Origin of the sequence: Plantactinospora alkalitolerans (genome assembly GCF_015690345.1) — a bacterium.
Classification (GTDB): domain Bacteria; phylum Actinomycetota; class Actinomycetes; order Mycobacteriales; family Micromonosporaceae; genus Plantactinospora; species Plantactinospora alkalitolerans.
On sequence record NZ_JADPUN010000252.1, the window covers coordinates 1 to 13,733 of the forward strand.

Annotated in this window: 23 protein-coding genes; 16 read left to right on the forward strand and 7 right to left on the reverse strand. The window is 69.0% G+C overall.

Annotated elements, in window-relative coordinates; translation table 11 throughout:
- Positions 1–173: 173 nt before the first annotated feature.
- The gene (locus I0C86_RS28285) at positions 174–944 is read left to right on the forward strand and encodes a methyltransferase domain-containing protein (RefSeq protein ID WP_196204350.1); all 771 of its coding nucleotides are present in this window, start codon (positions 174–176) and stop codon (positions 942–944) included.
- A complete protein-coding gene (locus I0C86_RS28290) occupies positions 941–2,344 on the forward strand; it encodes an alkaline phosphatase family protein (protein WP_196204351.1) in 1,404 nt (467 codons plus the stop codon). Before I0C86_RS28285 ends, I0C86_RS28290 begins: the two co-directional genes overlap by 4 nt.
- A 75-nt stretch (positions 2,345–2,419) precedes the next feature.
- Here the strand turns inward: I0C86_RS28290 and I0C86_RS28295 are convergent, their stop codons facing one another.
- Positions 2,420–2,722 (reverse strand): hypothetical protein, encoded by a 303-nt coding sequence (locus I0C86_RS28295; RefSeq protein WP_196204352.1) that lies wholly within the window; start codon positions 2,720–2,722, stop codon positions 2,420–2,422.
- Positions 2,723–2,945: 223 nt separating this feature from the next.
- Between I0C86_RS28295 and I0C86_RS28300 the strand changes: the two genes are divergently transcribed.
- The 6 genes from I0C86_RS28300 (at position 2,946) to I0C86_RS28325 (ending at position 5,800) form a co-directional block, all read left to right on the forward strand.
- Positions 2,946–3,482, forward strand: a complete 537-nt coding sequence (locus tag I0C86_RS28300) for a MauE/DoxX family redox-associated membrane protein (RefSeq protein ID WP_323373885.1) — start codon at positions 2,946–2,948, stop codon at positions 3,480–3,482.
- An 18-nt stretch (positions 3,483–3,500) separates the two neighbouring features.
- On the forward strand, positions 3,501–4,067 hold the full coding sequence (locus I0C86_RS28305; RefSeq protein WP_196204354.1) for a hypothetical protein: 567 nt from the start codon (positions 3,501–3,503) through the stop codon (positions 4,065–4,067).
- Positions 4,064–4,417 (forward strand): hypothetical protein, encoded by a 354-nt coding sequence (locus I0C86_RS28310; RefSeq protein WP_196204355.1) that lies wholly within the window; start codon positions 4,064–4,066, stop codon positions 4,415–4,417. Before I0C86_RS28305 ends, I0C86_RS28310 begins: the two co-directional genes overlap by 4 nt.
- A gap of 89 nt (positions 4,418–4,506) precedes the next feature.
- Complete coding sequence (locus I0C86_RS28315; RefSeq protein WP_196204356.1) at positions 4,507–5,079, forward strand: hypothetical protein; 573 nt, start codon at positions 4,507–4,509, stop codon at positions 5,077–5,079.
- Between the two features lie 14 nt (positions 5,080–5,093).
- Positions 5,094–5,462, forward strand: a complete 369-nt coding sequence (locus I0C86_RS28320) for a hypothetical protein (RefSeq protein WP_196204357.1) — start codon at positions 5,094–5,096, stop codon at positions 5,460–5,462.
- 71 nt (positions 5,463–5,533) lie between these two features.
- Entirely contained in the window at positions 5,534–5,800 is a 267-nt protein-coding gene (locus tag I0C86_RS28325) for a hypothetical protein (protein ID WP_196204358.1), read from the forward strand.
- Positions 5,801–5,818: 18 nt separating this feature from the next.
- Here the strand turns inward: I0C86_RS28325 and I0C86_RS28330 are convergent, their stop codons facing one another.
- The 3 genes from I0C86_RS28330 to I0C86_RS28340 are packed head-to-tail and all read right to left on the reverse strand — an operon-like array spanning position 5,819 to position 7,001.
- Entirely contained in the window at positions 5,819–6,430 is a 612-nt protein-coding gene (locus tag I0C86_RS28330) for a hypothetical protein (protein ID WP_196204359.1), read from the reverse strand.
- A 59-nt stretch (positions 6,431–6,489) separates the two neighbouring features.
- Complete coding sequence (locus tag I0C86_RS28335) at positions 6,490–6,687, reverse strand: hypothetical protein (RefSeq protein ID WP_230394926.1); 198 nt, start codon at positions 6,685–6,687, stop codon at positions 6,490–6,492.
- Positions 6,684–7,001: a hypothetical protein gene (locus I0C86_RS28340; RefSeq protein WP_196204360.1), complete on the reverse strand. Its 318-nt coding sequence runs from the start codon at positions 6,999–7,001 to the stop codon at positions 6,684–6,686. Before I0C86_RS28340 ends, I0C86_RS28335 begins: the two co-directional genes overlap by 4 nt.
- A gap of 176 nt (positions 7,002–7,177) precedes the next feature.
- Here I0C86_RS28340 and I0C86_RS28345 point away from each other — a divergent pair, with 176 nt between their 5' ends.
- From I0C86_RS28345 to I0C86_RS28355, 3 genes are all read left to right on the forward strand, one after another.
- Positions 7,178–8,035 (forward strand): DUF5753 domain-containing protein, encoded by an 858-nt coding sequence (locus I0C86_RS28345; protein ID WP_196204361.1) that lies wholly within the window; start codon positions 7,178–7,180, stop codon positions 8,033–8,035.
- 13 nt (positions 8,036–8,048) lie between these two features.
- Positions 8,049–8,261 carry a DUF397 domain-containing protein gene (locus I0C86_RS28350; protein WP_196204362.1) on the forward strand — a complete coding sequence of 71 codons (213 nt, stop codon included), beginning with the start codon at positions 8,049–8,051 and terminating at the stop codon, positions 8,259–8,261.
- A gap of 203 nt (positions 8,262–8,464) precedes the next feature.
- On the forward strand, positions 8,465–8,665 hold the full coding sequence (locus tag I0C86_RS28355) for a hypothetical protein (RefSeq protein WP_196204363.1): 201 nt from the start codon (positions 8,465–8,467) through the stop codon (positions 8,663–8,665).
- Between the two features lie 255 nt (positions 8,666–8,920).
- On the opposite strand, the gene I0C86_RS28360 is transcribed toward I0C86_RS28355, so the two are convergent.
- Together I0C86_RS28360 and I0C86_RS45595 are read right to left on the reverse strand one after the other, a co-directional pair.
- Entirely contained in the window at positions 8,921–9,514 is a 594-nt protein-coding gene (locus I0C86_RS28360; RefSeq protein WP_196204364.1) for a hypothetical protein, read from the reverse strand.
- On the reverse strand, positions 9,511–9,834 hold the full coding sequence (locus I0C86_RS45595; protein WP_407676361.1) for a M91 family zinc metallopeptidase: 324 nt from the start codon (positions 9,832–9,834) through the stop codon (positions 9,511–9,513). Before I0C86_RS45595 ends, I0C86_RS28360 begins: the two co-directional genes overlap by 4 nt.
- Before the next feature lie 23 nt (positions 9,835–9,857).
- Here I0C86_RS45595 and I0C86_RS28370 point away from each other — a divergent pair, with 23 nt between their 5' ends.
- The 5 genes from I0C86_RS28370 (at position 9,858) to I0C86_RS28390 (ending at position 13,145) form a co-directional block, all read left to right on the forward strand.
- Positions 9,858–10,169, forward strand: a complete 312-nt coding sequence (locus I0C86_RS28370) for a hypothetical protein (RefSeq protein ID WP_196204365.1) — start codon at positions 9,858–9,860, stop codon at positions 10,167–10,169.
- Between the two features lie 127 nt (positions 10,170–10,296).
- The gene (locus tag I0C86_RS28375) at positions 10,297–10,794 is read left to right on the forward strand and encodes a hypothetical protein (protein WP_196204366.1); all 498 of its coding nucleotides are present in this window, start codon (positions 10,297–10,299) and stop codon (positions 10,792–10,794) included.
- A gap of 21 nt (positions 10,795–10,815) precedes the next feature.
- A complete protein-coding gene (locus tag I0C86_RS28380) occupies positions 10,816–11,928 on the forward strand; it encodes a hypothetical protein (protein ID WP_196204367.1) in 1,113 nt (370 codons plus the stop codon).
- Entirely contained in the window at positions 11,925–12,653 is a 729-nt protein-coding gene (locus I0C86_RS28385) for a hypothetical protein (protein WP_196204368.1), read from the forward strand. Before I0C86_RS28380 ends, I0C86_RS28385 begins: the two co-directional genes overlap by 4 nt.
- Before the next feature lie 24 nt (positions 12,654–12,677).
- Entirely contained in the window at positions 12,678–13,145 is a 468-nt protein-coding gene (locus tag I0C86_RS28390; protein WP_196204369.1) for a RidA family protein, read from the forward strand.
- 16 nt (positions 13,146–13,161) lie between these two features.
- Here the strand turns inward: I0C86_RS28390 and I0C86_RS28395 are convergent, their stop codons facing one another.
- Positions 13,162–13,569, reverse strand: coding sequence for a hypothetical protein (locus I0C86_RS28395; RefSeq protein WP_196204370.1), 408 nt, complete (start codon positions 13,567–13,569; stop codon positions 13,162–13,164).
- Positions 13,570–13,733 lie beyond the last annotated feature (164 nt).

Below are 13,733 nucleotides of genomic sequence, written 5' to 3' on the forward strand. Positions count from 1 at the left end.
CCCCACCTCCCGCGACTTCCGCTGACATGTAAGGAAGGGCCCCTTCTTATCGCTTTCTGTAGAAGAAGGGCCCCTTCCTAACCGGCGGCCGCGACGGGTGGCGCGACCGGCGGCGCGACCGGCGGCGCGACGGCCGACGGGGACGGCGCCGCCGGGTGGCTTAGGCTCGTCGGGTGGAGCGAACAGAGAACCGGGCATCCGGTCGGCAGGTGCCGGCCAGCGGCCCACCGGCCGGTCCCCGTACCGCCGCGGTCTGGGCCGTGCTCCGGCGGGAACTCGACCGGCAGGCGGGCCGGGCGCTCACCGTGCTCGATGTCGGCGGCGGGACCGGCGGGTTCGCGGTGCCGCTGGCCGAGGCCGGCCACCAGGTGACGGTGGTCGACGCCAGCCCCGACGCGCTCGCCGCGCTGGACCGGCGGGCCGCCGAACGCGGGGTCGCCGAGCGGGTACGTGCCGTGCAGGGCGACGGTGACGCCCTCGCCGGGCTGATCGAGCCGGCCAGCGCCGACCTGGTGCTCTGTCACGCCGTACTGGAGGTGGTCGACGATCCGGCCGGGGTGGTCGCGGCGATCGGCACCGCGCTGCGCCCCGGCGGCGCGGCCAGCGTACTGGTGGCGAACCGGGCCGCCGCCGTACTCAGCCGGGTGATGAACGGCCACCTCGACGTCGCCGCCGCGCTGCTCACCGATCCCGATGGGCACGCCGGATCGCGGGACACCCTGCGGCGGCGCTACGACGCCGACGGTGCCGCCGCGTTGCTCCGGTCCGCCGGGCTGGAGGTCGAGCAGACCCACGGCGTACGCGTCTTCGCCGACCTGATCCCGGCGGTTGCCGCCGAGGCGGATCCACCGGCCCTGCTCGACCTGGAGTTGGCCGCCTCGGCCCAGCCGCCCTACCGGGACATCGCCGCCCAGTTGCACCTGTTCGCCCGCCGACCGGCATGACGGGCCCACTCCAGCAGGTCCGGCCGGACTACTTCGGCGGCAGCCTGGCCGACGTGATGCCGAGCGCGTTGGCGGTGCTGGGCGTCGACCGGGTCGACCCGTTGGGGCTGACCGCCGCACTGGCCGGGGTACGCCGGATCGCGGTGCTGCTGGTCGACGGCCTCGGCTGGTACCAGTTGCCGACCGCCGCCCCGCACGCGCCGACCCTGACCGACCTGGCCGCCCGGTTCGGACGCCCGTTGACCTGCGGTTTCCCGTCCACCACCCCGACCAGCCTGGTGAGTCTGGGCACCGGTGCCGCGCCCGGGGCGCACGGCGTGCTCGGCTTCCACGTCAACGTGCCCGGAACGGATCGGGTCCTCACCCACATCGACTGGCCGGGGTCACCCACCGATGGTCCGAACTTCCCGGGTGGCGGCCCGGGGTCGCCGGTCGGCGGGCACCGCCCGAGCGGGTCCTGGCCGCCCGCCGGCACCAGGGAGCAGCCCGCCGGCAGCGGGGAGCAGCCCGCCGGCACCGAGGAGCAGCCCGTCGGCACCGAGGAGCAGCCGAGGTCGACGGCCGGGGAACGGCCCGGCGCCCCGGCCGGGGAAGCGCTACCGGCGCGTCCCGTCGAGTCGACGGGTGACCCCGACCCGCGTCGCTGGCAGCCGTTGCCGACCCGGTTGCGGCAGGCCGAGACGGCCGGGGTCGCGGTGACCGTGGTGAGCCGGCCGGAACTCGCCAGCAGCGGTCTCAGCCTGGCCGCGTACGGCGGTGCCGGGGCGCATCGGGGTGCGGGCGACGTCGACGCGCTGGCGACCGAGATGCTCGCCGCGCTGACCGCCGGCCCCGGCCCGACCCTGGTGTACGGCTACCACCCGGACGTGGACCGGCACGGGCATCTCAGCGGCATCGGCTCGGCCGACTGGCAGTCCGCCGTCGCCGCCGTCGACGGTCTGCTCGCCCGGCTGGTTGACGGGTTGCCGCCGGACGCCGCGTTGCTGGCCACCGCCGACCACGGGCAGCTCAACATACCGGCGGAGGGCCGGTACGACCTGGACACCGATCCCCGGCTTCGAGCCGGCGTACGGGTGGTGGCGGGGGAGGCCCGGGTCCGCTACCTGCACACCCTGCCGGGCGCGACCGCCGACGTCGTCGCCGCCTGGTCGGAGGTGCTGGGCGAGCAGGCGTGGGTCGCCACCAGGGCCGAGGCGGTGTCGGCTGGATGGTTCGGGCCGGTGCCCGAGGCACATCTGGAGCGCATCGGTGACGTGGTGGTCGGCTGCCTGGGCGAGACCGTGGTGCTCGCGTCGAAGACGTACAACCCGATCGAGACGACCCTGATCGCGTACCACGGCTCGTGTACGGCGACCGAGATGACGATCCCGCTGCTGGCGGTACCGTCACCCCGCACCTGAGGGATGTCTCGTAACCCGGTGACCGTCCGCTTCGGTTGGGACGTCCTCAATCGACCTTGGACGGCCATGCCCGCGCTACCGGTCGCCGGCGTCCGACCCGTTCCGCAACAGCAGCGAGATGATCGACAACACGAGCAGCGCACCTGACCCACACAGCACGACGAAGTACAGCACCGGGCCACCGAACCCGTGGTTCGGGCCCCCCAACAGCAGCGCGGCGAAGGTGCAACCCGCCGATGCCAGCATCCCCCAGTAGGACCACCGAGACTGCCCTCGCAACTCCCGCCACACCCGTTCCAGGATCACGCCATCCCCACTCGTCGAAGGCCGCATCCGCTCGTCGAAGGCCGCATCCGCGCATCCGCCGTCGACAGACATCGGCTTCAGCGCCAGCCTAAGCGATCTTTCGGGACCCGGCAGCGGTCCGGTTCGGAGGTACGTGAGCGTCGATACGTCCTGTCATCGTCCTGAGCGACTGCGGCAAGCCGGTCGGAAGAAAAGATCTAGGTTGGTCTATTGTCCAGGCGGGCCGTCACCTCGTACGCTGTCGATCACCGGATGTGAGCGTTCATCTCGATCGGCAGACGACGCGGGGGTGCCGGTGGGTGTCGACGGTTTGCTGCTTGTCTCGGTTAATTCCCTGTTCGCAGCGGTTCTCCTGGTGGCCGGTGTCACCAAGACGGTGGTGCCGCAGCCGGTCCGCAGCGCGGTCGAAGAACTTCTCCATGGCAGCGCTCACACCGTCTCTGCGAGCGCCGTCCGGGTCTTCGGGGCCGTGGAGATCGCCGTCGGTCTGGGCCTGCTGATCCCGGCCGCCCGCGCCGCCGTCGGAGTCGCGGTGATCGGGCTGGGTGCGGTCTTCGCACTCGCCGGGGCCGCCGGCTGGCGGCGCCGCAGCGCACTGCCGTGCGGCTGTCTCGGCGGCGGCCCGTACCCGCTCGGGGCCCGCAACGTGCTCGTCGGCGCGGCGTTCGTCGCGCTCGGAGTGCTCGACATCGCCGCGGTGCCGACGGCGCCGGCATCCGGGACCCGCGCCCCGGCGATCACCGCGGCGGCGATGGTGCTGTTCTGCCTGTGGCTGCACCGGCGCCTGGCGTGGCGGCTGCTGCGTCCCTCCGCCCGGCCCGACGCGACGTGAGTGACGTGAGGAGTGTCGATGGAGCTGTTCTTCGGACTCGTGCTACTGGTGCTGGCCGCCGGCATGGTCGTGCTCTTCGCGATGGTGGGCGAGCTGGCGTCCCGGGTCGGTGATCCGGCGAGCCGGAGCCGGTCGGCCGAGGTGCTGCCGCTGGAACAGGCGCGGCTCGGTCACGTGCCGGCCGACTGGCCGGACCGGTTGGCACCGCTGGGTTCGGCCGACCGGGCGGTCCTGCTCGTACTGAGCACCGTCTGCAACACCTGCCGCCAGCTCGCGCCCGAGGTCGCCGCGCTGGCCGGTACCGGCGTCGACGGCGGGCCGCTGCTCGGTGTCGTGATCACCTGCGGCAACGCCGACAGCGGCGCGGAGTTCGTCGCGACATATGGCCTGGACCGGCTTCCGTACCACGTCGACGTGGCCGGTGAGTGGGTCCAGAACGAGTTCGACATCCACACCAGTCCGGCCGCGGTGCTGTTCGCCGCCGGTCGGGCCCGGGCGGCGTTGCTCTTCGACGACGTCGCCGCGCTGCTGGCGCGCAGTGTCCAGATCCTGAACGAGCGGCGATCCGAGGAGGTCGTGCGATGAGTAGTGCGCCGCACCAGCGAGCTGAGGGCGCGGACGATCAAGCTGGGGGGTCCGCCGGCGACGACGGCGTCCAGCATCGGAAGACCGGCCGGCGCCGGATCTTCGCGGGAATCGGGGCCAGCGGCCTCGCCGCGGCGGTCGCGGTGTTCGGCCGCAGCGGACCGGCGGCGGCGGCCTACGCCTACGCCTGCTGCAGCCTGGAGTTCCACCCGACCATGTCGGTCTCCGCGTGCAAGAGCGGGTCACACTACGTCTGGCACTGCTGGCACGCCGGATACGTGCGCTGCCAGTGCTGCGAGGCCAAGGACTCGTACGGGCACACCGTCGCCTCCGCCTACAGTTGCCAGTAGCCGGGGAGGTAGGTGTGGCGTCCTGGGCGATCCTGACGATCGGGCTGCTGGGCGCGGTCCTACAGGCGTTCAGCCCGTGAGGACTGTCCATGGCTGGGGTCGCCAGCCCGATGCTGCACCGCTCCCGGGCGGAGGGGACGCGGTTCCTGACCGGTCTGCTCGTCGGCGCGGCGGCCGGCGCGGTCGTTCTGGCCGTGCCGGTGTACCTGCTGGGCCGGCTGCTGGAGCCGTTGCCGGGTCCGGTCGCCGTCGGCGTGCTCGCCGGGGTGTGCGTGCTGCTCGGATCGGCGGACCTGGCGCAGCGCACACCGCACGTATGGCGCCAGGTCCCGCAGAGGCTGTGGCACCGGCTGTCGCCGGGCGCGCTCGGCGTCACCTGGGGGTTCGACCTGGGACTGCTGTTCACCACCCAGAAGACCACCTCGCTGATCTGGGTGGCCGTGGCGGCGGTGGCCCTGACCCAGCCGTCGCTGGCTGTCGCGGTGCTGGCCGCGATCTCGGTGGGTTCGATGCTGGTGGTCGTGGTCACCACGCTGGCGGCCGGAGCCGACCGGCGTACCGAGGCGGGATGGAGTGGATCATGGGTGAGGTGGGTGAGACGCGGATCGGGGCTGCTGATCCTGTCGACGGCGGGGGTGATCGTCGCGAGTCTGCTGACCTGACCCCGCTGTTCGAGTTGCAACCCGGCGGCGGCCAGGTCGTGGTGACCCGGTTCGAGTGCGGCACCCTCGCCCGCCTGCTGATGCTGCTCGTACTGCACCACCGGGTCAAGCGGGACGTCGCGCGGCTCGCTGACGGGCTGATCGGCAGCCGGGTGGTGGTCGACTGGCGGCGGCGGGTCGTACTCAGCATCTCGCTCTGGCCCGACATCGCCAGCGTGTACTCGATGGGCAGCGTGCCACGGCACGTGACGGCGTCCCGGTTGCCCGGCCGGTTGGGCATCCGTACGACGTGCGGGGTGTTCTGCTTTGCCGGCGACTGGCGCCGGGTGATGTTCCACAGTCCGGTACCGGCCCGGAGCCCGTTCGAGCCGGTCGTGCCCTGAAAACGTCCAGAATCCCTTCCGCAGGCGGGACCTTCGGAACGTCCTGCGGTACGAGCAGAGAGGAACCGCTCATGCCTCCGACGGATCGTGGCATCGCCGCCGTTTCGCGCAACGCCGACGGCACCACCACCATCGACGTCTGTGCCGAGGTACGCAAGGGCGTACCGGTCGGCACGTTCGCCCGGCACGTACGCATACCCACCAAGCTGGTGCGGATCGAGGTGGCGATGCGGCAGGCGGGCGAACTTCAATTCACCGACGGAGTGGTCGAGGTCGTGCCCGACGGCAGCGGCAGCGTGTACATCCGGGCCCTGTCCGGCGGTGACACGCTGTCCTGACGCCCTACCCGGCGCCGGTCACCGGCCGGAACCCGCCGATGACGGCGCCTCCGGGGCGGCACGGAACACAATGGTCAAACTGAACGTGGTCCCGTCGACCTGGTAGGCGTAGCAGCCCGGACCGTCGACCGTCGTCGTACCCGGCAGGTCGCTGTCCGGATTGGTCAGCACGGCGTAGTGCCCGCCGTCGCGGGGCCCGCCGGTGTACGAGAACGCGACGGTGGCGCTGCCCGGCGCGTCGATCCGGGCTGCCCGTACCAGCACCGGACCGGTGTAGCCGGTGGCTATCCACCGGACCTTCTTCCGGTACGTGCCGTCCGGCTGCCGGTCGTCCTCGCGCAGCCGCAGCACCGCGCCGTCCCGGAAGTAGTCCGCGACCGGGTAGACCGGACCGGGGCCGAGCACCTGGGTCGCCTCGCCCGGCCCGGACCAGGGCTTCGGTGCGGTGGTCGGACACCGGTCGCCGGGCGCCCTGCTGGGCAGCCGGAGCGGGCCGGGGGACAACTCGGCCGGCGACGTCGGGGCGGTGGTCGGCGGGCCGGCGTCAGGTGCCGGGCCGTCGCAGCCCACCGATGCCGTCGTCGCCGTCAGGAGTGCGACGGTGGCCGCCGCCCGGACTGTTCTCCGCACCCCTGAAGTATCGACCATCGCCGAAGCCGCTGCGACCCGCGTCCTCGCGCCGCATCGGGTCAGGCGTCGGCGGGGCCCGGAGCGGCGGGTTCGGCGGTGGTGCCAGCCACGCCGCCCCAGCGGTCGCGGCAGGTGTAGGAAAGGCTGGCGTGGATCCAGTTGCCGTCGTTGTCGTGCAGCACGACGAGGCCGCAGTGCCGGCAGGGACAAACTCGGGGGTACGGCGGGAGCCGGCCGCCCCGGGTACCCCGGATCACCGGTCCTCCGTCCGGTCGCAGTAGCTGGCCGGACCGGTCGGCTCTTCGGCGCTCCAGCACGAGCCGCCGAGGACGCTGTCCCAGTGGCAGCCGGGATGGTCGGCGGCCCGGACGCACACCTCACCGTCGGGTCCGGCCCGGCCGCAGGTGACCGGCTCGTTGTGGTTCCACTGGTCGGCCCGGTCGAGCGCGGCGAAGAGATCGGCGTACGGCTCAGGCTGTGCACTGTGGGCGGCCGGTACGGGCGGGAGTGGCTCGGGTGGCGTCCACTCGCGACGCAGCCGGTCCCAGTCCGGCGAGTTGTTCTGTGTCACGCGAGCCTCCAGGCGTTGATCGTCATGAGTGAGTGGGTCGCTACAGAGAGCATGGCCGATCTGGAGGTGAGTTTGCAACGTCGTAAGTGGAGAAATGTTGTTGGTGATCAGGAAGCAGTGTTGACATCGGCGGTGTTCAGCGACGACGATCGTTCTGGCTTCAGGGAGGTGAGGTAGTGGCTTCGATTCCGAGTCCGACGATCCGAGCGCGACGGCTGCGCCGAGAGTTGCGCCGGCTGCGGGAGGCGGCCGGGCTGACCGCCGAGAGCGTTGCGACCGAACTCGGTTGGCACCGGTCCAAGATGATCCGTGTCGAGCTCGGGCACTCGCGGGTCACCCAACAGAACGTGCAAGACCTGCTGAGGATCTACCAGCCGTCCGCCGAGGACCGGGAGACGCTGAGCACCCTCGCCCGCCAGGCTCGTCTGAAGGGCTGGTGGAACGCGTACGGCGACGTCCTGCCCGACGACTACATCGGGTTCGAGGCGGAGGCCGCCGCGATCAGCACCTTCCAGAGCCTCTACGTGCCTGGGTTGTTGCAGACCGAGGAGTACGCCCGCGCGATCATCCTGGCCGGCCGGACCACTGCCGATCCGGACGAGGTTGACCGCCGCGTAGCGGCCCGAACCGCACGAAAAGCGCTGCTCTCCAGGGACGTGCCACCGAAGCTCTGGATCATCTTGGACGAGGCGGCAGTCCGGCGGGTTGTCGGAGGCCACAGAGTGATGCGAGCCCAGAACGCTCGGCTGATCGAGGCGTGCGGCAATCCAAGGATCGAGATCCAGATCCTGCCGTTTGTCGCCGGAGCGCATGCCGCCATGGGCGGTCCGTTCACCATCCTCGACTACGACGACCCGGTGCTCGACCCGACAATCGTCTACGTCGACAACGACGCGACGACCGCCCTGCTCGAAGAGGAGGAGCAGGTGGCGCGACATAGACTCGTGTTCGACCACCTGCGCGCGAAGGCACTCGACCCGGATGAGTCCGCCGAGTTCCTCAAACGGGTGGCGGACGAGTACCCGAGTCAGTAGCCGAAGGAGTCAGATGACCACCGCCGACCTGGACCGCGCTGTTTGGCGGAAGAGTAGCCGTAGTAGTGCCAGTGGCTCTGACTGTGTCGAGGTCGCTGAGCTTGCCGGGGCGATCGGGGTACGGGACTCGAAGAACCCGACAGGGCCGGTGCTGCGGTTCACCCCGTATGCCTGGGCCAGCTTCACCAGCGGTCTACCCCGCGCCAGCGGGTTCACAACGCGCTGAACGACAGGGCCGAACGATGCCGGCGGCATCCCTACCTCCGAGTTGATCGCTCCGAGGCTGCCGTCGAGGCGCCTTGGCCGCGTCGTGGCTGATCGGGATCCGGTACGCCGGGTTGTGCTCGGGGTCGAACAGTAGCGCCCGGCCTGCGTCCCGCCGATGTGCTCGAACGACGCCAGCAGCCAGTCCCGGTCGGTCTTCTCCCGATGCTGGCGGAAGTAGTCGTCCTGCAATTCCTCGGCCAGTACCGCCCGGTCCTTCTCCGGCCCGGCCAGATAACAGGCGTCGCCGAACAGCCCGTTGTCCTCGCCGAACCGACGAAGACCGAGCCCAGCACCCAGGCCACCGCTGTCTGGGTCACCCGCTCGTCCCGCCACGCCGGCCAGGTCGCCGCCGTACGCTTCTAACCCGAACGCCCGGTCGTACTCGGGTCGGAGCTTTCGTAGTGCTCGCCGGAGCTGCCGATCTACTCGACCAGGTCCTTCTCCAACGCCCTGACCTGGCCCTGTAGGTCCTTCAGCAACGCCCGACGATCGATCTCAGTCCGCCCACCCTCATGCTCCGCCGCATCGAACCGCCCCACCGTACCGGGCTGGCATCACTGCGTTACGCAACCTTCCGGCCCCAACCGCCGCACCACCTGTCCAAGGGCCGTCGCCGGATCACAGCTTGGTGGGCGGCGAACAGAAGAGATGCTGTGGCCCGTTCAGCGGATACTTCCCGCGGCCATTCTCGGCGCGCTTCGGCGTAGCGGCTTCGCGCTGGCGCACGGCGCCGAGACAGAAAACCACCTCGCGCACCGGCTCTGGGAGCTTGACCCTGCCGACGTAGGGGCGGTTACCTTCCAGCGGCAAGTCAATCGAGAATTTTTCGGTGACCTCCTCGCCAGGTGGAATGACCATGCCTTCGATGGTGCCGATCGCGTCGGCGTCCACCCCCGGCGGGATGACGAAGGTGCGTTTCGCCACTTCCACCGTGTCATCCTTCCGAGCGGACACGTAGACATCCCAGGCATGCGAGGCGGCACCTCCCTCCACCCCGACATAAGCGACGATCGACTCCGTGCCCTGATTGCGGAATGTATATCGGATGTCCAGGTCTTCCGCCCGACGGGCCACCTTGGCGTCGAAGCTCGCCATCGGCCTGGCGCCGGTCGGGGTCCACTCCGGCTCGAAATCCTCGTACGCATCCGCGCAGCCAACCAGCGTCACGAGGGTAAGCGCCGCGCCGCAGACAACGAGCAACCTCTTGATCATCTGTGCGACGTCCTCTTGGGCCAGCCCAGCTCGTCACGGAAAGCGTTTTCGGTGTAGCTGTAGGGGTGGTCGGGGTCGATCTGGCCGGGCGTGTTCGGGTCATCGTCTTCGTCGACTGGAAGGCCGACGGCCTCTCGTTCCCTGTTGTTGACCCCGACATCGTCGGGCCCCTCATGAGTACCGGGAGCGAGAGTGTCGTTTCCGTAATCGTAGACCTGAGCGAATTCGTGGAAGAGGCCCCGATCGGCGGCCGTTCGTCCGACGACGATAGCCGGCTCGGGTTGTAGTTGACCTGGTAGTCCTCGCCCAGAACCCACCACGTGGATTTGGCCTGGTCGACCTGTTGGCCCGATCCGGCTCCGCCGCCTACCGACGCGTTGTCACCGGTGTGCGTGCGGCGTCGAGCATCGCCAACCGGATCGTCCTGCCCACCCCGCCCGGCGTCTCGGTCCGTGACGCTCTGCTCGACCTGCCGCTGAGGCGGTCGCGGTCGGCCACGCCATCCCGCCGGCCGCGCTGGCCCGGCTACTGGCCGACGACCGCGAGGGCTTCATCCGGGAACGCACCGCCACCCTTGCCGGGTTGGAAGAAGTTCATCCAGGAGACCGACGGCGAGGAACTCACCTGGGATATCGCCGAGGAACACGGATCGTGATCGGGGGTCGGGGGTGGCACGAGCATTGAAGTTATCCACAGGTTCCTGACTGTGGGGTGATGAGGCGGTCGCGCTTCGTGCTATAACCTCCGAGGTAATTTCACCGGGAATCGGGGGTAACGGGATCATGGTGACAACCGAGCCGGGATGGCGGCCGGAGTATCGCGGTCCTGACGGCAGCGTCGGCGATGTCGGCTCGGGCAGAGAACTCGGCGCGCACCTCTACTACCTCTACCGGGCCGGTCGTAACGAGCTGCCCCGGATCGCCAGGACCTACGCCGATGTGACCGTGTTGGTACACCAGACAACCGGGGCGATGGAAGGGCAGTTCGACCTGCCCGGGCGGGGGATCGGCCCGGCCCAGCAGCGTCTGCTGGAGTTGCGTGCAGAGGTGCAGGACGTGTTGCGGCTGACCTCGCTGCGGATGTCGGAGGTCGGCGCCGCGCTGGTCACCATCGCCGACCGGTACGCGGCCACGGACGAGGCAGCGGCCAGTGAGTTCACTCGGCTCCTCGGCAACAACGCGTCGGACTACCAGCGCCCCGCCCTCGCCCCGCCCGATCCTCCGGCCCCCGGGGACCCACCGCTGGCAGATCCCCGCATTCCCCGCAACATCGTTGACTGACCTGGCCAGACGGGAGACGCCATGGTCGACGCTTCGATCCCCTTCGACTACCGCCAGATGCACCACTCCCTCAACGAGATCGGCACCTACCTGGCCGAGTTGCACTACATCGACCAGGTGTTCGCGTACATGGGCGATATCGAGTCCAGTTCGTTTGAAGTACTCGCCGAGATCGCCGCTGCCGGGTTCGCTTCCGGATCCTGGTTCACCGTGGAGTTCACCGGGACGGTCTCGTTCAGCCGTACCTGGTGCGTGCCGCCGCCGTTTCCGCCACGCCTGATCTGGCAGGATTCGATAGAGGAAGAGATCCAGAAGCAGGTCGAGGAGTACAAGGCGAAGGCCGCAGGGTGGGCGTCGGACAATGTGGACTCGATCAAATCAATGGTCAAGCCACTGGCCCACCCCACCGGGTCCGTCTACTCCAACGACATCGTGCAACCGGTGCGAGATGCACTGACGCGGTTGGAAGACTTCGTGCCCCACGACTTCGGCAAGCTGCGGCACACCCTCGGCAACTGGTCCGGTGAGGCGGCCGAGGACTTCGCCACTAACTTCTACAACCCGTTCGAGCAGACCCTGGCGAGCCACCACCGGATGCTCGATGCGCTTGTCACCGGCCTAGAGGCCGCGCACACCACCGTCGACCTCACCCAGCAGAGCCTGATGAACGTGCTGCACGCCACCCGCGATGCGCTCCTGGAACAGTTGCACAAACGCCCCCAGCAGGCGGCGGCGGAGCAACGGGACCAGTCCACCAAGCACGCCATGATCATCGTTAGCGCGTTCGTACCCATGGCAAAGGGTCGGGACCTCTGGGCCAACAGCCTCGATATGGCCAGCGCCGCCACCTCCGCAGTGGCGAGCGGAGCAGCGTCAAATCCCATGGATCGACATGCCCTGACCGGAGGCACCGCCGAAGAGCTACTGCACGCTCTGACCGACGCCATCACACTCATCGATCGGAACTCGAACGAGCAGTATGAGGATCTTAATGAACTGGTGACGGGCGCCCTCTCTCGGATGGAGTCCATTCGGGACGCGCCGGATGAGGAGGACGGTCGGCTGGTACCTCGACAGCCCCGATTGCTCGACGGCACCAACAGCAGCGACTTCTATCTACCGCGGGCCCGATGAACGGAGTTGTCGGCATGCAGGTACACCGTCGAGACCGTTATCCGATCGTTCGACCCTGGACAGTTCTCGCCGCAGTTGCCGTGCTTGTCATCGGTGGATGCGACTCCAGCCCGGAGCCGACCGAGACCCCCGAGCCACGTGTGACGTACGGGCAGGCGACCCCGAACATGTGCGAACGCATGAAGATGGCGGAGGTCGCTACACGGTTCGGTCTCAAACTCAGATCCTCCTACGATCCGACGGTGCAGTTCGACACTCGGGGTAGCGACGTCTACCTGAGCTGCGCCATCAGGGCCTACGACGAGAGTAAACGCTTCCGTACCGAGTTCGGGGAGTTTGATCCGGCTGGCACTGTCAGGCTGCGGACGTACCCAAAACACGAGGATGCCGAGGACGCTCACAAGGCGGAGGTGACCTCGTTGCAGCGCCTCATGCAGGGGAAGCCGGAGATTTCGACACAGGCCGTCAGCGGCTGGTGGGACGAAGGGCACTATTTCCAGACGGTAGCTCCGCTCGACCCGAAGGATTACCGCTTCGAGAACCTCGACGCCGCCGGAGTGGAGGTTCTCTACGAACTTCGACACGGCAACCTGCGCGTCACCACGCGCATCGATACCGATGCGTCAACTCCGGAAATCGATCAGGTCCTCGCCTTCCTCCGTGATTTCGCGGAAGCTTTCACCAAAGAAGCGGTGTCCCACCTCTCCCGGACCGGCCCGGACTGAGCCGGCCACCCGAGGACGGTAGAGATGTTTGAAGTGACGCGGACCGGCGAGGATCCGGCGGATCGTCGTCGGTGGAGTCGACGGTTGTGGAAAACAAACACAAAATTTCGCAATCCCGCGCCGGAGCGGGTCCACTCGCCGATCACCGGTTTCCACCACCAGGCCGAGGTTGGCGAGGGGCGCTGGTTGGTGCTCTCTGGCCAGTTCGGCATCCGACCGGACGGACACGTGCCAGAGGACGCGATCGAACAACTGGTGCTCGCGCTCGAAAACGTCCGTCAGAACCTTCTCGCCGCCGACATGCGGGTCCACGACGTGACAAAATTGACCATCTACCTTGTCGGTGATGTCGACTTGGAGCGGCTGAGGGCTGAGCTTGCCCGCTGGCTCGACAACCATAAACCGACCGTGTCCATCCTGTTCGTCGCCGGGCTCGTCGGTCCCAGCTTCCGCGTACAGTTAGACGTCTTGGCCGCCGCTCCACATCGCTGAGTTGTTGGGCCACCGGTCACTGCGGTGGTCGGCCGTGCCGGTGCTCGTTGCCACCCAGGCGTCCGGCAGCAGCACCCACTCGTCCTGGGCCACCGGCACCACCGTGGCGTCGAGCCGGGGAAGCTGCCACGGGTCCTGCATCGGGCAGAGCAGCCACACCGCCCCGGGCCAGGTCCGCCAGATCCTCCAGCATTTCCATCGCGCCGTAGCGGGCGAGCGGCGCGGCGTCGAAGAGCAGCAGTGGCAACCGTCGGTCCGGCAGGGTCAACAGCTCCGGCCGGAGCTGCTGCCAGGTCCGGGCCGCGATCTCGGCGAGCTTCAACGCGTCCCGGGAGTTCGGGTCGGCCGCGTCGGCGGCGAGCACCATCTGCCAGGTCGGCTTCGGCCGGGCCTCGACCAGCGTACGCAGCTTCGCCAGGAACAAGCCCGCCACGTTGCACGGACGCGCGTTCAGCCGGTTGACCAGTTCCGCCTGTGCAGGCTCGTACGGCGGGCGACTCCACCGCGACGGCGCAGGTGTTCGACAGCAAACTGCCAAAGGCGGATCTGGCTCGTACCGAGCTCAGCATCTACTGTGATCTGACCCCG

What these genes read in the sequence shown, in the direction of transcription:
- I0C86_RS28325 (WP_196204358.1), top strand. Translation starts at nt 5,534, where the DNA reads ATGCCTCCGACGGATCGTGGCATCGCCGCCGTTTCGCGCAACGCCGAC.
- I0C86_RS28310 (WP_196204355.1), top strand. Translation starts at nt 4,064, where the DNA reads ATGAGTAGTGCGCCGCACCAGCGAGCTGAGGGCGCGGACGATCAAGCT.
- I0C86_RS28360 (WP_196204364.1), bottom strand. Translation starts at nt 9,514, where the DNA reads ATGATCAAGAGGTTGCTCGTTGTCTGCGGCGCGGCGCTTACCCTCGTG.
- I0C86_RS28380 (WP_196204367.1), top strand. Translation starts at nt 10,816, where the DNA reads ATGGTCGACGCTTCGATCCCCTTCGACTACCGCCAGATGCACCACTCC.
- I0C86_RS28390 (WP_196204369.1), top strand. Translation starts at nt 12,678, where the DNA reads ATGTTTGAAGTGACGCGGACCGGCGAGGATCCGGCGGATCGTCGTCGG.
- I0C86_RS28350 (WP_196204362.1), top strand. Translation starts at nt 8,049, where the DNA reads ATGACCACCGCCGACCTGGACCGCGCTGTTTGGCGGAAGAGTAGCCGT.
- I0C86_RS28355 (WP_196204363.1), top strand. Translation starts at nt 8,465, where the DNA reads ATGCTGGCGGAAGTAGTCGTCCTGCAATTCCTCGGCCAGTACCGCCCG.
- I0C86_RS28385 (WP_196204368.1), top strand. Translation starts at nt 11,925, where the DNA reads ATGAACGGAGTTGTCGGCATGCAGGTACACCGTCGAGACCGTTATCCG.
- I0C86_RS28305 (WP_196204354.1), top strand. Translation starts at nt 3,501, where the DNA reads ATGGAGCTGTTCTTCGGACTCGTGCTACTGGTGCTGGCCGCCGGCATG.
- I0C86_RS28315 (WP_196204356.1), top strand. Translation starts at nt 4,507, where the DNA reads ATGGCTGGGGTCGCCAGCCCGATGCTGCACCGCTCCCGGGCGGAGGGG.
- I0C86_RS28295 (WP_196204352.1), bottom strand. Translation starts at nt 2,722, where the DNA reads ATGTCTGTCGACGGCGGATGCGCGGATGCGGCCTTCGACGAGCGGATG.
- I0C86_RS28375 (WP_196204366.1), top strand. Translation starts at nt 10,297, where the DNA reads ATGGTGACAACCGAGCCGGGATGGCGGCCGGAGTATCGCGGTCCTGAC.
- I0C86_RS28290 (WP_196204351.1), top strand. Translation starts at nt 941, where the DNA reads ATGACGGGCCCACTCCAGCAGGTCCGGCCGGACTACTTCGGCGGCAGC.